Genomic DNA, 13,933 nt, shown 5'->3' on the forward strand with positions numbered 1-13,933 from the left:
CTTTTAAGAATCGGGTGCCGTCAGCGGTGGCGTGCCTGGCCTGGTGGGAGTCGGCGGGGCGGCTGAGGAAGGACGGCAGTGGGGCGTGGGCGGGGGGAGGCAGCGCGGGCCTGGCGGAGAAACCGGCGGCTGTGGGCGAGCCAGGTCTCGATGGCTGGCCCGGTCTGCGCGTGGTGCTCGGCGCGAGCCAGAGGAACGCCGCTGCTCAGGTCCTCGCGTACCTCCTGCGCGGTGAGGAGCGCGGCGGCGAGCTGGTCGAGCACCTCGGCGTCCTGCGGCCACAGGCTGGTCGCGGGACGGCACTGGTCGAGCAGCGCCGGGGCGTGGTCCAGGACGGTGAGGAACTCCCGCCACGCCTTGTCCAGGAAGCCGCCGGCCGCCGTGGTGAACACCGGGGGTTCGGCCCCCAACGCCCCGCCGGGCTCGGTGGCGATCCGCAATTGCGCCCAGGAGTCCCACTCCGACTGGATGAGATCGAGGGCCTCGGCCACGTGCGCGATCCGGCGCTCGTGGACGGCGCGGTCGTAGGCGGGCAGGTACCGCTGGGCGATCACCTGCGCGGCACGGCCAGGGAACGGCGGCAAGGTGACGCTGCGAGGAGCGTGCGGATCGTCGAACCCCTCACCGAACGGCTCGGGTGCGAACGCGCCGACGAGGTAGTCCGGTTGATGGCCGGGGCGTTCGACGAGGAGCAAGGTCGTGCCCGAGACCGGGTCGGTGAGGGTGGCGGCGTAGGGGATGCGGTGGGTCCGTACGGCTCGGGCGAGTTCGCCGCTGTCCCACAGGTAGGGCACGAGGTCTTCCTGCCACACCGGGTGGGAGTAGATCTCGACCTGCGTGTACCACCGGCCGGGAAGGAGGCGGGCGATGTCCCGGGCGACATCACCGATGAAGCGCTGGCTGCTGGCCGTCACCTGTATCCCGCGCGCCTCGGCACTCTGGGCCAGGTGGGCCAGGGCGCCTCTGGCCGCCGCCTCCTCCGCGTCCGCGTGGGGCACGCGGTACACACCGGCCTCGCTCCGGCGGAATCCGGCATCTTTCAGCACGCCTTCCGCGGACTTGTACTGCTCGCCGGTCGCCATGGCGACCACGCCAGTATTGCGGCTGTAGGCGAGGGTGATCTGCGCGTCAGCCACTCAGGGCCTCACGGTGCAGGAGCGAGTGCAGGCTGCGGCCGTACTGCCAGGCGTGCTCGCGGGCAGCCGTCTCCAGCTGGCCGTAACCGGGCTGCGCGGTCATCTGCCCGGGGTGCTTGCGGTAGCGGTAGACGGGCAGCGGCAGCAGGATTCCGGGCGTGAGGCTGGTGATGCCGATGGCCGTCATGTAGTCCTCGCCTTGGACGAGGCCGCCCATCGGGGCCGCGCGCACCAGCTCGGTGCGGGCCAGGATGGTGGTCGGTCCGATGGGGATGGTGTCGGCCGGTGAGCGCCAGTACGTCCAGACGTCCCCTGGCTCGTGCCGGCCGGGCGGTGTCGGGCACCGCCAGAGGGTGGTGGTGCCGTCGGGGTGGAGGTCCTCGCTCCACCCGGCGCACCAGCCAACACCTGCCTGCTCCAGGGCGCCGAGTCGGGCGGCCATCGCGTGGTCCGGGAACAGGTCGTCGTCGTCCGCCCAGTTCACGTACGGGGTGCGGACGAGGTTGAGGGCGAGGTTGCGGGCGCAGGCCGCGCCGACGGGCCGCGGCACAGCCAGGATGCGCACGCGCGGATCGCTGGCCAGGGCTGCCGGCAGACGTTCGGGGCCGACGCCGTCCAGGGCGATGACGGCCTCCCAGGGCACGGTCTGCCGACAGAGACTGCGGTGCATGGCGGTCAGGAAGCCGAGGCGGTCCTCACGCAGGCGGGTGGCGATGACGACCGTGATTAGGGGGGTGGGCAGGGCGAGGTCTCCGGTGTGCAGGGGTGGGGGTGCTTCAGCGGCGCGCGGCCGTGCGGGGCCGTGGCGGGGCCGCGGCCCGAGCGGTCTGCGGGGGCCGGGCCGTGCGCGTGGAGGTGGTGGCCGGCGAGGGCGTGGGCGCGGGCCAGTGCGCTGGATGGTCGCTGAAGCGGGTGCGGGGGTCGGTGTCCCAGCCGATGACCGGACCGGCGTCGGCGTGGGGCACGCTGATCACTTCGATGCCCTCGAGGCGCAGGACATAGCCCCACTGCACGTCCTGGTCGGCGGCGGTCTGTTGCGTGACCGTCATACGGACCGGTGGGGAGCCGTCGGGGGTGATGAGGTGGTCGAGGGTGCTGCTAGGCCAGTGCTCGCCGCCGGTCAGCGCCGTGACGACCTCGGGTGGCGCGCCGGTGAGGAGGTCGGTGCCCAGCTCGTCCCAGCCGACGGCCACGCCGTCGACAAGGTGCTGGGTCATGGCTTCGACGTCGCCTTTGAAGCGGTATTTGAAGGCGGCGAGGAGCAGGGGCAACTTCGCGCTCGGCTGGCCGTCGAGCTGGACGTAGATGCCGTCATAGCCGCTGGTGGTGGGGCGGGCGATGAAGGAACGTGTCGACAGAAGGAGCCTCCGGGGCTTGGGATCAGCGGCCCGGGGCAGTGCCGGTCGGTGATGTGCCGGGCGGTGTGGGCGGGAGTCCGGGTGCAGTCCGACCCTGGGGCGGGCCGGGCGGGGGCGGTGTCGGGTCGTACTCGGCGCGCAGGATCGCCAGGTCCGCTTGGTGGCCGAGGGCCAGTGCGGACAAGGTGTCGCTGGCCGCTTTCATCAGCATGTTGGGCGGTGAGCCCAGCTCCGCTCCGCGGTTCTGGCCCCGCCACCTGGCGGCGGCCACGAGGTACTCACTCACCGCTTCGAGCACGGGGCCGGCGGCATCCAGCAGGTGCTGAGTGACTGCACTGGCCTGCGCGGGGTCTCGGCGGCGGCGAGGGCATCGAGATAGGGGCCGAGGTCGGGCGCCGGCAGCGGCTGCTCGGGCAGCGGGTGCCGGGCCAGGAACGGCTCGGCGTCCCGCCTGGCCCACCGAAGCAGGTCGTTGTCGGTGGCGATGCCGTAGCGGGCGGCGGCGATCTGGTCGGCGTCGCGGCCGACGTTGTCGTACAGCTCGAAGTCGGGATCTCGCAGGACCGGCTCCTAGGCCGTGTCCTGGCGATCACGAGCGGAGCCAGATGACGAGCGCGGCTGCGGTAACGGTTCCGAGGTAGACGTAGCCGCGCTTGTCGAACCTGGTTGCAACCGCGCGGAAGGTCTTCAGTTTGTTGATCGCCCGTTCGACGGTGTTGCGCTTCTTGTAGCGGTCCTTGTCGAAACCGGGCGGTCGGCCCCCGGAGCTGCCGCGTCGGACCCGGTTGGCTGCCTGGTCGGCCTTCTCCGGGATGACGTGCCGGATTCCGCGTCTGCGTAGGTAGCGGCGAGTGCGGCGGTTGCTGTAACCCTTGTCGGCACTGACGCTGTCCGGCTTCGTACGTGGCCTGCCGCAGGCCAGCCGCGGCACGCAGATCCGGTCCATGACCGCCTCGAACTGGGTGCAGTCGGCGCACTGCCCGGGCGTGATGACCAGCGAAAGCACCCGGCAGCGGCCGTCCGCGCTCAGGTGGATCTTGGTGGTGAACCCGCCGCGCGACCGGCCGAGCGCCTCACCTCCCTCACCACCTCCGCCAGCCGGTCGACCAGTTCCGCCCAAACCCGAGCGGCTCTGACCGCCTGGGCCGAGCCCCCTTTGATGGCGGGCGGCGGAGCGTGCCGGGCGCCGGCGGCGTGATGGTGTGCGCGCACGGACGTCGAGTCGACCGAGACGTCCCAGTCGATCTCGCCAGCCGCGTCCGCCTCGGCCTGGATCCGCCGCAGCAGCCGCTCCCACGTTCCGTCCGCCGACCAGCGGCGATGCCGCTCGTGCACCGTCTTCCATGGTCCGTATCGCTCCGGCAGATCGCGCCAGTGCACGCCCGTGCGGATCCGGTACAGCACCCCGTTCACGACCTGGCGGTGGTCCCGCCACCTGCCACAACGCCCATTGCTGACCGGTAGAAGCGGCTCCAGCCGCTCCCACTGAGCATCCGTCAAGTCACCCCTGTCTCCCACAGTCCTATCAACGACTGGACTGATCGTCGGGACGTCTTCCAACCTCCGGCGTTGCTCGGTACGACGGCTGAATACGGTGGAGGGACCCGGTTAAATGAGAGGACGCGAAGACGTGGATGTGTATGAGGCCGTGGACAGTCGCCGGGCCGTGCGGGCGTTCAGCGATGAGCCCGTGCCCAAGGAGGTACTCGAACGAGTGCTGACCGCAGCGACGCGGGCTCCGTCCAGCGGGAACCTCCAGCCGTGGCATTTGTACGTCGTGACCGGTGAACCCTTGGCGGAACTCAAGCGGACCGCGACAGCCAGGGCACGGGCGGGGGACCCCGGCGACGAGCGTGAGTACCCGATGTACCCGGACGGGCTGGCCTCGCCGTATCTGGACCGCTTTGCTGCTGCTGCCGCCCAGCGGTACGAATCGCTGGGGATCGAGCGCGACGACCCAGACCGGCCCAGGAAGATCGCCACCTTGAACTCGGAGGCGTTCGGGGCGCCGGCCGTCCTGTTCTGCTACCTCGACCGGACGATGGGGCCCGGACAGTGGGCTGACGCGGGGATGTATCTGCAGACGGTCATGCTGTTGTTGAGGGCCGAGGGGCTGCACAGCTGCCCCCAGGTGATGTGGACGGTGTACCGGAAAACTGTCAGCCGGGCAGTCGGAGCCGATGACGGACTCGTGCTGTTCTGCGGCGTCTCAGTGGGGTTCGAGAAGGAGGGCGTGCCGCAACTGCGCACCGGGCGGGCGGACATGACGGAAACGGTGAGCTTCATCGGGGTGTGACAGTTGGACGGCCGAGATCGACAGGACAGGGCCTAGAGGGAGAAGTCGGGGACGGTGGGTTTGGCGTCCGTACGGCGGCAGCCGTAGCCCAGCAGGCTGGAGCGCTTCGGCATGGCTGCGACGGCGGCGACGTCGGAGCAGGTGAAGGTGTAGGTGAAGGCAGGGGCCGGTGCGTTGAGCCAGGCGCGGTCGAGCTTGTCGGGCACGATCTGAAGCCCCGGGGCGGTGACGGCGTCGTGCTGGGTGTGCGTGTGGGAGAAGATCACGAGCGCGCCGCTAGCCGTCTTCAGCGCGTATGCATCGGGGAACTGCGTATCGGCAGAGGCGAAGCGGGTGGTGCCGCGTGTGCCGAACTTGCGGGTCGTCTGGTCGTGGACCTTGATCTGCCGCCGGGATGCCTCGGTCGAGGTGAAGACCTTCTTCCCGGTCTTCTCGCCTCCAGTGGCGAAGTTGTCCGCGATGGCCGTGCGCAGCACGCCGACCGGCGCGGCGAGCGAGGTGGAGGAGGCGCCGACTGCGGTGGCGTAGCCGTCCTTGTCGAGGGTGATGTCCGGCAGCTGCTCGGGGCCGTCGATGTCGACGGCAGCGACCATCTCCCAGCGCTTGGCCTTCGTGTTCTCGGCCAGGACCAGCGCGCGGGCGTGCTGCTTCCTGCTGCCGGAGCGGGTGACGGCGGCGAACCACCGTTGCTGGCCCGGCTTGATACGCGGGATGTAGACGTCTGTTGCATCGAGGTCGTAGGACCACGGCCGGTAGGGCTCGCGGTCCGACCTCGGCAGGGCCGCCGACTCCTTGAAGTCGGCGGACGACATCGCATACAGCGGTCCGTCCTCGATGGTGTCGAGGAGCTTGGTGTCGCTGGTGGCGTTGGCCTTGTTGTTGATCTTTGAGTAGCGGGCGATCTGGGCTAGGGCCTCCTGCTTCGCCAGCGCCGGCTCGGCGGCCGGCGTGGGCTGCGCGGTGCGGTGCGGGGTGGCCGTGGTGCTGTCGTGGGTGTTGCTGGAGGTGGAGCACGCGGACGCGGTCAGCGCAACAGCCGCGGCGGTGAGCAGGAGTGTGGTGCGGCGGACGGATGTGTGCAGGGGAATGAGGAAACTCCCGGGGCATCGTGATTCAGCGGGTGCGGGCTGGGACGGCCGTCGGCGGTGCTAGGGCTGGCCGTATCGATCGGGCGTCGGCGGCGGTGCGCAGGTGCTTGGCGGCACGGGCGAGGTGCGCACGGCTCTCGGCGAGGCGGTCTACGAGTTGCTGGTGTGCGGTGGTCATGGTCCGGTTGCTGGCGTGGCTGGGACCTTGGTGGCTGAGATCTGCGAGGACGCCGAGGCAGTGGACGGCGCCGCCCAGAGCGGCGAGTGCGGCTCCGGCGGGCTCAGCAGCACGGGCGAGGGCGAGTGTGGTGCGGCGTTGGGACGGCGTGACCTGGTTCGGATAGCGGGCCGCGGCCCGGTGGCGGAAGGCGCTCTCGCCGGCCAGGTAGCCCAGCAGCCGGGCCAGGTGCCGTACTTCATCGTCCAGGATCTCGCTTAGCCCGGGGTCCGGATGGACATGGTCAGGGAGCGGGAGCTGGTCGGCCACGGTGTTGATCCGGTCGGCCACGTCGTGCAGCAGCATCCGCTGGTCGGGATCGGACAGCGACGGTGTTCGCACGGGGATGTCCAGGTCTATCGCCGGGCGGAGGGCTGTCTCGCGCCGGGCGGCGTGCCCAGCGTTGGTGCTGCCGAGCGGGACGGACGGGATGCGGTGGGGGCGGCGTGCCGGAAGTTGACGCCGATGCCCTGGGCGGTGAGCCGGCGGACCGCGCTCTGAAGCAGCAGGGCTCGCGCCTCGGCGCTGTAGGAGGCGGGCAGGACGAACGCCGCCTCGTGCGGGCTGTACTGGAAGTAGCAGCCGTACAGCACGGCGCGGGCCTCGGCGGGCACGCTGGCGGACGGGGTTCCCACCACGCCGTCGGGGTACCAGATCAGCGTGAGTGACTCGCTGACCTCCGGCGCGGCGGCCCGGTGCGGTGGGTCCGGCTGATGGAGGGCGTTGCGCCGGACCGCGTCCAGCGCTCGGGCGTAGCGGGGCAGGACACGGCGGGCGACCTGGGCGGCGGCACGGACCGGATCGTGGCGGACGGCGATGCCGTTCGGCTCCTCCACCCCGCGGAAGTGGTGCGGTCGCACACCCTCGGGCTGCAGGGGCGCTACCAGGTACTGGCGGGGGCAGCGGGGGCGCGGTATCACGCAGAGCTGTTCGCCGGCTGGCCCGTCGAGGAAGGCGGTCGGCGGGTCCCAGTCGAGCAGGGCCGAGTGGGTCGGCCCGCAGTCCCAGACCCGGTTTGCGATGTGCGGCTGGTCCTTCGGCGGCGGGAACCCGGTGTACCGGCGATGCCATTGCCCCGGCAGGTGCACCGCGAGTTCGGTGGCGAAAGTGCTGAGAGTGTGTGAGGACAGGTGGGTTCCTCCTGGAGGTGGGAGAGGGGGTATCGGCCAGGGTGGCAGGGAGGGCGTGGCCGTCCAGGGTCAGTGCATGCGGGCGTCGGTGTCGAACAACGCCAACTCGTGGCTGTGGAGCAGGTGTTGGACGATGAAGGATCTGCCGGCGACCTTCCACAGGCCACGGCCGCGGTTGAGGTGGGCGATGGCGTCGACTTCGACGGAGGTCAGGCCGAGCAGGGAGGCGGCGGCGTGGAGCTGGTCGGTTTCCTGCCGGTAGATGATGCGGGTGGAGCAGTCGGCGAGGAGGCCCTCGGCGAGCGCCCGGCCCTGTGATCCGGCGTCGCCGGCGGTGAGCAGGTCGGACAAGCGGTGGATGACCATGAGGTTGGCGATGCCGAGTCCGCGGGAGAGTTTCCACTGGGCCTGCATGCGCTGCAGCAGGCCGACGTGGCGCATCAGGCGCCATGCCTCGTCGTAGACGATCCAGCGCCGGCCGCCGTGCGGGTCGGTGAGGGCGGACTCCATCCAGGCGGAGGCGCAGGTCATGGCGAGGACGAGGGCGGTGTCGTCGCCGGATCCGCCGAGCCGGGACAGGTCGATGGTCAGCATCGGCGCACGCGGGTCGAAGCGGACGGTGGAGGGCGCGTCGAACATGCCGGCGAGGTCGCCGTGGACGAGGCGGCGCATGGCGTGGGCAAGGTCGCGGGCGGCGTCGCCGAGGTGGCCGGACATCGTCCCGGCGGCCTCGTCGAGCTGTGCGGGGTTGTTGAGGGCGGAGGCGACGTCGCCGAGCAGCGGCGTGCGGCCTGCGCCGGCGGCGCGGCTGACTGCGGCGTCGAGGGCGACGTCGAGCGCAGTGTGCTCCATCGGCATTAGATCCCGGCCCAGGACGGTCCGGGCCAGGGAGCCGAGCAGGAGCAGGCGCCTTTTGCGGATCTCTCCCTCCCAGTCGGCCTCGGTGATGCTCTCCGGGCGCGGGGCCGCGTCCAGGGGATTGAGGCGGCCGGGCAGCCCGGGACCGAGGGCGACGGAGGTGCCTCCCAGCGCCTGGGCGACCGGTGTCCACTCGCCCTTCGGATCGCAGGGCACATAGACGCGGTATCCGAAGGCCACGGACCGCAGGGCGAACGACTTCGCGAGCGCGGACTTGCCCTGGCCGATCACGCCGGCCAGCAGGATGTTGGGGTTGGTGAAGCCCTCGATGCGGCCGTAGAGCGCGAAGGGGTCGAAGACGAAGCTGGCCTCGGCGTGGACGTCGCGTCCGATGTAGATGCCCTCGGCACCGAGCCCGCCTTCGGCGAGGAAGGGGTAGGCGCCCGCCGCGATGGCGGTGGTCATGCGGTGTGCGGGCAGTGTCAGGCGGTTCCCACGGGCGGAAGCCCGTCCGGGGCGTCCGCCCGGCGGATAGACCGGTGCAGGGGTGTCGTGCTCGGCCGGTGTAGGGGCAGTGGCCGGGTGAGTGGCTGTCTCGGCGCGTGCTTTCGCGGCGGCTTCGGCGAGCTGCCTGCGGGCGGCGCGCCGGGCGGCGCGGTCGGTGCCGTGCGGGGTGAACAGGGGGCTGGCGGAGGCGCGGCGGGCGCGGCGGGCGGGCCGGTGGTTCATCGGGGGCCCTCGATTCGGCGGGTGGTGCTCATCGCGCGCACGAGGTGGTGTGTGGTGCGCGGTGCAGGTCGGTGGGGGTGGTCTTGCGGCGGACGATGTGGCTGGCGGCGAGGTGGCGCTGGCAGATGGTGAGGAAGGGAGGGCCTTCGGGGAGCTGCCCGGGGCGGCACTCGGTGGAGTCCGTGGACGCGGCCGGCAGAAGGTGGAAGGCCGTGTGGATGTCGGTGGTGGCTTGCCACAGCCGGGTGCGCGCCGTGGCAAGGTGCCGTCCAGCTGCGGGATGCGGGGGTCGTGCTGTGTCGGCCAGCTGGTCGAGGAGCCGGTGTAGTTCTGTGAGGTGGGCGTGGAGGGTGTCGAGGTGCGTCCGGTCCGGGTGATGCGCAGACGTGGGGTGGCTGAGGGCGTGGGCGTGATGGCGGATGCCCGCGGTGGCAGCACGGAGATAGGGGTGCGAATCGGGCTCGCTCGGGCGGATATGGGTCAATGGGAGGTCCTTGCCGCCGGGGATGCGGGAGCGGGGGCCGGGGGCGAGCTGGTCAGGGGAACGGGGAGGCGGGCGCGCGAGGTTCGGGCGGCGTCAGGCAACGCAGCGGGTTCTTGTTCGCCGCGCAGGTCGGCGTACTCGCCGTGCGTCGGAAGACCGGGGTGGCTCTGCTGCGGCAGATAGACGATGTCCGCGCCCCGGCCGTCCGGTGTCCCGGCGTCGGCCAGGAGCCACTCGTGCCAACTCGGCAGGCCGGCCAGGATGCGGGCTGCGTCATTGAGGTTCAGAGCGTTGACGACGAAACTCGTGGGGGCTTCGCCGCTGTGCCGCTCATGACCGGCAAACGTCAGGGTGAAAGGGCGTGGCGCTGGTGGGCCGAGGAGACTGGCGAGGCGGTTCCGTACGGTGTCGAGGTGGTCACTGGCCTCGATTGCGGTGGTGATGCGGGCGTCGTCGTATTCGCGCAGTCTCTCCTCGACCACCTCCCCCTCGGCGTCGCGGTACTGGTCGAGTACCGCGCGGTGGCGGGCGGCCAGTTCCTCGCAGGAGATCAGGAGGGCCTGGAGTTCGTGCAGGAGACCGGCGTGGTCGTTGATCGGTGTCAGTGCGGTTCCGGAGGCTTAGAGGGTGGTGCGGGCAAGGGGTAGCGCCGCGACGGCGAAGGCGTCGGGCTGCTGGTACCAGAGCCGCCTGAGGTCGACGCCGGCGGTGACGGCGGCGGTCTCGATCTGCGCGCAGGCGGCGTCCAGGGCTGCGTCGGTGTCGGCGGTGACGGTGATCAGGCCGGTCAGGGCGACGTCGGCGTGCCCGGCGATCAGCTGGCGTTCGCGGCTTTTGACGTCGGCGTACTCGATGGAGTCCTCTTCGCTGTCGACCTGCCCGCGCCGGGCGCGTTCGGAGGCGTCGGCGATGATCGCGGCCTTCTTGCGCTGGACGTCGCGCAGCGCGGACTCGAGCCTCTGCGGGACGTAGGTGAGGGAGAGGGTGCGGCGCACGCCGGCGGTGAACATCAGGCCGTGCAGGAAGCCGGCGCCCATCTCGGTGCGCGGCCAGTTCTCCACCCAGTAAGTGGTGTGACGGGCGGAGTCGGTGGCGACGCGGTCGTACTCCTCGACCTGGACGACGGGCCCGGCGGCGGCCGGGTCGGCTTCCGCGCGGCCGGTCGGGGACCACTGCTGGAGCGCGGCGAGCGCCTTGGGGTCGTAGGCGGTGCGCACGACGGCGGCGATCTCCCGGGCGGACAGCCACCCAGTGATCATCAGCCCGGCGTTCCGGGCGGCCTGGGCGATCGAGGCGGTGGTCTGTTCCATGACGGTGAACGCACCGGGCAGTCCGCCGCCGGCCTGGGAGATGAGGCGCTTGGCGGCCTTGAGGTCGAGGGAGATCGCTAGATACGTCTCGTGCGGGGCGGCGGCCGGTCCGGCCGAGGCGACCAGGTCTGCGTACACCTGTCCGGCGACCGGTGCTTCGGGCCGACCGTGCTGGGCCCAGTGCCGGGCCAGAGTGTCACCGGAGTCGGGGACGGTGCGTTCCAGGACCTGCACAGTGGCGACGTGCCCGGTGCGGGCCGTGCCCGCGAGCGCACGTCCCCAGCCGTTGACGTTGTGGTTCTGTGTGGCCGGGTCCAGCAGGGCGAAGGCACGGCTGCTGACGCGGGCGACGGCGGTGAGGGTCTGCTGGTGCGGATCGTGGACGGCGGCAGCGCCGTTGGCGGAGTCGCCGGGGGTGACGACCTTGAGGGAGGCGGCCGTGCCGGGCAGGTGGAGGATCCCGTCCTGGCGGGGCCGGGTGACGGGCCGGGCCAGCCACAGGGTCTGTCCGTTGTGGCGGCGCCAGGCGAAGCGGGCGACGATCGGGGCCCAGTCGATCAGTGAGCGGCCCTGCCGGCGGATGGCGACCAGGGCGGCCACTGCTGCCCACAGCGGGGTCAGGACGATGGCGCCGAGCAGTCCGGTGGTGAGGACTGTGGCCAGGAGCAGGGCCAGCGCGGCGGAGACGAGGACGAGCTGGTGGAGGGTGAGGCCGAGCAGGATGCCTCGGCGGCTGCGGTGCGGGAACTTGACGGTGGCCGGGGATATGGCGAGGTCGGACAAGGAGGATGCTCCTGGAGCGAGGGCCCGGGGGCGGGAAGGACCGTGAACCTTCCCGCCCCCAGGGATCGGGCATCGGGCAGGAGATCAGAGACCGTTAGCGGGCGGCGGCGGTGAGGCTGGGCCGTTCGCTGCGGAGTTCATTCCGGCGGTCTGTGTGCCTGCGGTGGGCGGAGCGCCCTGTGGCGGCGGGGTCGTGGCTGGCGGCGCGGACTGCCATCCGCCGCTTTGGCCGGCAGCTGCGGCACCTTGGCCGAATCCGCTCCCAGTGGGGCTGCCCGTGCTGGTCGGGCTGCCGCCCATCTGGCCGCTGGTGTCGTCGGCGACGTGGGTCGGCGGCGGCTGGACCGCCTGCTCCAGACCGGACTTGGCGGAGCTGCCGCCGGAGGAGCCACCGGAGTCGGCGCCTTGCGCAGAGTCCTGTCCGTTGCCGGACGAGGGGGAAGCGATGTCGCCGGGGAACCCCTGCTGGCCGGGCACGGTGTCCGGGCCCTGGGGAGCAGCTGCGGCTCCGGCTGCGGCACCGCCGGTTCCGGCAGTGGCCGCCATTGCCGCGGCCTTCCGGCCCGCGCGCTCGGCGTGTTGCCTGGCCAGCTGCGCGCCGGCTCCGCCGGCACGGTGCAACGTTTCTCCGTCGGAGCCTTCGGCCGCCCAGTGCACGAACTTGAACGTGGCGTATGGGCACAGCAGGACCAGGATCATGACCACGATGCCTGCGAGGACGTCGGCAAGGGCGGCCAGGCCGTCCTTGGCGTCGGTCTTGCCCATTGCCGCGACGCCGAGGACGAAGACGATCGTCATCAGCAGCTTGCTGGCCACGAGGGTGGCAGTGGCCTCGATCCAGCCCTTGCGCCAGCGGCGCGCGACTTCCCAGCCGCCGCCGGCCCCGGCGAACACGGCGAGGGTGACCATGACCAGGATGCCGACCTTGCGCACCATCATCACGCACCAGTACAGGAAGGCGCCGATGGCGGCTCCGATGCCGGCGAAGACGGCGACGAGCCAGCCGAGCCCGGCAAGTCCTGGCAAGGAAGCGACCTTGACCATGCGGCGGACCGCTGAGGCGATGTCCGTGTGCGCCGTTTGGAAAAGGCCGGCGGACAAGGCATCGGTCACTTCGATCGCGACGGTGGTCAGGGCGATGGCGGCGAACGCGAAGATCACACCGGATGCGGTGCCGGTGAACGCCTGCGTCAGGGCCTGGCCGTCGCGGCGGATCGCGGCACGGACCAACTGCGCGCAGAAGGTGGCCACGAGCATGACCAGGCCGATGGGCAGGATCGTCTCGTAGTTGTCGCGGAACCATCCCGCGTTCAGATCGACCCGGGTGGTGGCATCGACGGCCTTGGACGCCAGATCAGCCGCGGACGCTGCGAGTTCACCGGCGCTCTTCGCCATCCAGTCACCGATGTACTTACCCGGGTCGGAGGCGAAGTCGATGGCCTCGCCGACCGCGCAGACCTTGTCCGCGACGGGGAGATCACAAAACCCCATGAGGACTCCTTCAGATCAGGGCGCGACGCGCGGGGCGATGGCGACGAGCGAGCAGTCGGCCGAGGGACGGCACTGGACGGCGAGGGTGATCGAGCGGTCCTCCGCACCGCCGCCGCCCCCCGCCCAGGTGATCGTCTGCTTGCCGGTAACGGTGACCGCGTAGATGTACGCCTTGGTGATCGCGGCAGGGTCCTCCGACAACGCCTGTTTGAAGGCGGCAGGGTAGTGGCCCTCGGTGATGGTGGCGCTGGCGCGCTGCTTCTGGTCCGCCATCCGCGACCACAGCACGGGGTCCGGTATCTGCGCCGAGACCGAGGTGAAGTCGCCGTACTCGCTCTCCTTCGTCATCCACGCCTCCATGCCGGCCAGCTGCTGGGCCTGGCTGGTGGTGCGGGTGTCGTAGGACCAGAGCATCTTCGCGGCGGCCTTGGCGAACTCCACCGGGTCGGAGATCCTCGGCGGCCCGGCCACCGGGCCACTCCCGGAGGACGGCTGGCCTGTCGGTGGGACCGAGCTGTGCGTCGGCGGCGGGATGGGCGGCGCAGCGTGAGGGCGGTTGCTGCGGCCCGTGAAGAAGGCGGTTGCCGCAGCCAGTGCGAGCAGACAAGCCAGGCCGACCGCAATCGCGATGATGCGACGATTCGGCGCCCAGCCGAGGCCGTATCCGGGGAGGCGCTTGAGCATCAGTGGACCTGCGACCCCAGACCGGAGAAGAAGGCCACGATGCCGTTGGCGGCGCCGAGGCCGAGCGCTGCGCCGGCGGCGACGGTGGCGCCCTTCTTGCCGTTGGCCTCGGCCTGGTGGCCACCGGTGTGGTGGCCCCACGCCCACACCGCGAGGCTGACGGCGAGAGCGCCGACGACCGCGATGATCGCGAACATGTTGATGCTGTTGACGACGTTCTTCAGGACGGACAGGCCCGGAAGGCCGCCGCCTTTGGGGGAGATGCCGGGATCGTAGGCGAGCTGGATGACACGGGCAGCGAGTGGTGACACGGGTATGGAGGGCTCCTTGCGTGCGCAGGCCAGAAGGCGCTGGCGGGAGGGGGAGTTG

The 13,933-nt window shown here is 71.2% G+C and carries 16 protein-coding genes; 2 read left to right on the forward strand and 14 right to left on the reverse strand.

Features of this window, described 5'->3' with window-relative positions; all coding sequences use genetic code 11:
• Positions 1-20: 20 nt before the first annotated feature.
• The 5 genes from ABT288_RS12440 to ABT288_RS12460 form a co-directional block, all read right to left on the reverse strand.
• Complete coding sequence (locus ABT288_RS12440; RefSeq protein WP_351605775.1) at positions 21-1,136, reverse strand: hypothetical protein; 1,116 nt, start codon at positions 1,134-1,136, stop codon at positions 21-23.
• Positions 1,129-1,863 (reverse strand): glycosyltransferase family 2 protein, encoded by a 735-nt coding sequence (locus ABT288_RS12445; RefSeq protein WP_351605944.1) that lies wholly within the window; start codon positions 1,861-1,863, stop codon positions 1,129-1,131. Before ABT288_RS12445 ends, ABT288_RS12440 begins: the two co-directional genes overlap by 8 nt.
• A 49-nt stretch (positions 1,864-1,912) precedes the next feature.
• The gene (locus tag ABT288_RS12450; protein ID WP_502972743.1) at positions 1,913-2,353 is read right to left on the reverse strand and encodes a hypothetical protein; all 441 of its coding nucleotides are present in this window, start codon (positions 2,351-2,353) and stop codon (positions 1,913-1,915) included.
• Positions 2,354-2,516: 163 nt separating this feature from the next.
• On the reverse strand, positions 2,517-2,780 hold the full coding sequence (locus tag ABT288_RS12455) for a hypothetical protein (RefSeq protein WP_351605778.1): 264 nt from the start codon (positions 2,778-2,780) through the stop codon (positions 2,517-2,519).
• 303 nt (positions 2,781-3,083) lie between these two features.
• Positions 3,084-4,012, reverse strand: a protein-coding gene (locus tag ABT288_RS12460) for an IS5 family transposase (RefSeq protein WP_435856385.1) whose coding sequence is annotated in 2 segments (ribosomal slippage) — positions 3,084-3,635 and positions 3,638-4,012 — 927 coding nt in all. Because the reading frame shifts where the segments join, the coding sequence is not laid out codon by codon here.
• A 112-nt stretch (positions 4,013-4,124) separates the two neighbouring features.
• Between ABT288_RS12460 and ABT288_RS12465 the strand changes: the two genes are divergently transcribed.
• Positions 4,125-4,790 carry a nitroreductase gene (locus ABT288_RS12465; RefSeq protein WP_351605781.1) on the forward strand — a complete coding sequence of 222 codons (666 nt, stop codon included), beginning with the start codon at positions 4,125-4,127 and terminating at the stop codon, positions 4,788-4,790.
• A 32-nt stretch (positions 4,791-4,822) separates the two neighbouring features.
• On the opposite strand, the gene ABT288_RS12470 is transcribed toward ABT288_RS12465, so the two are convergent.
• The 5 genes from ABT288_RS12470 to ABT288_RS12490 form a co-directional block, all read right to left on the reverse strand.
• Entirely contained in the window at positions 4,823-5,878 is a 1,056-nt protein-coding gene (locus tag ABT288_RS12470; protein WP_502972746.1) for a DUF8094 domain-containing protein, read from the reverse strand.
• Positions 5,879-5,903: 25 nt separating this feature from the next.
• Positions 5,904-6,437: a hypothetical protein gene (locus ABT288_RS12475; RefSeq protein ID WP_351605787.1), complete on the reverse strand. Its 534-nt coding sequence runs from the start codon at positions 6,435-6,437 to the stop codon at positions 5,904-5,906.
• A gap of 14 nt (positions 6,438-6,451) precedes the next feature.
• Positions 6,452-7,183: a hypothetical protein gene (locus ABT288_RS12480; protein ID WP_351605790.1), complete on the reverse strand. Its 732-nt coding sequence runs from the start codon at positions 7,181-7,183 to the stop codon at positions 6,452-6,454.
• Between the two features lie 111 nt (positions 7,184-7,294).
• The gene (locus ABT288_RS12485; protein ID WP_351605792.1) at positions 7,295-8,812 is read right to left on the reverse strand and encodes a putative type IV secretion/conjugal transfer ATPase; all 1,518 of its coding nucleotides are present in this window, start codon (positions 8,810-8,812) and stop codon (positions 7,295-7,297) included.
• 28 nt (positions 8,813-8,840) lie between these two features.
• Positions 8,841-9,296: a DUF6238 family protein gene (locus ABT288_RS12490; protein ID WP_351605795.1), complete on the reverse strand. Its 456-nt coding sequence runs from the start codon at positions 9,294-9,296 to the stop codon at positions 8,841-8,843.
• Between the two features lie 113 nt (positions 9,297-9,409).
• Here ABT288_RS12490 and ABT288_RS12495 point away from each other — a divergent pair, with 113 nt between their 5' ends.
• The gene (locus ABT288_RS12495; RefSeq protein WP_351605798.1) at positions 9,410-9,943 is read left to right on the forward strand and encodes a hypothetical protein; all 534 of its coding nucleotides are present in this window, start codon (positions 9,410-9,412) and stop codon (positions 9,941-9,943) included.
• Here the strand turns inward: ABT288_RS12495 and ABT288_RS12500 are convergent.
• The 4 genes from ABT288_RS12500 to ABT288_RS12515 all read right to left on the reverse strand — a co-directional run bounded on the left by ABT288_RS12500 (position 9,917) and on the right by ABT288_RS12515 (position 13,881).
• On the reverse strand, positions 9,917-11,389 hold the full coding sequence (locus tag ABT288_RS12500) for an SCO6880 family protein (RefSeq protein WP_351605801.1): 1,473 nt from the start codon (positions 11,387-11,389) through the stop codon (positions 9,917-9,919). The two genes, ABT288_RS12495 and ABT288_RS12500, sit on opposite strands and share 27 nt — an antisense overlap.
• An 84-nt stretch (positions 11,390-11,473) precedes the next feature.
• The gene (locus tag ABT288_RS12505; RefSeq protein WP_351605803.1) at positions 11,474-12,880 is read right to left on the reverse strand and encodes an SCO6881 family protein; all 1,407 of its coding nucleotides are present in this window, start codon (positions 12,878-12,880) and stop codon (positions 11,474-11,476) included.
• Between the two features lie 15 nt (positions 12,881-12,895).
• The gene (locus tag ABT288_RS12510; protein WP_351605806.1) at positions 12,896-13,564 is read right to left on the reverse strand and encodes a hypothetical protein; all 669 of its coding nucleotides are present in this window, start codon (positions 13,562-13,564) and stop codon (positions 12,896-12,898) included.
• Positions 13,564-13,881: a DUF6112 family protein gene (locus ABT288_RS12515; RefSeq protein ID WP_502972747.1), complete on the reverse strand. Its 318-nt coding sequence runs from the start codon at positions 13,879-13,881 to the stop codon at positions 13,564-13,566. Before ABT288_RS12515 ends, ABT288_RS12510 begins: the two co-directional genes overlap by 1 nt.
• Positions 13,882-13,933: the final 52 nt, after the last annotated feature.

This window comes from Streptomyces sp. NPDC001093 (assembly GCF_040298985.1).
Lineage (GTDB): Bacteria > Actinomycetota > Actinomycetes > Streptomycetales > Streptomycetaceae > Streptomyces.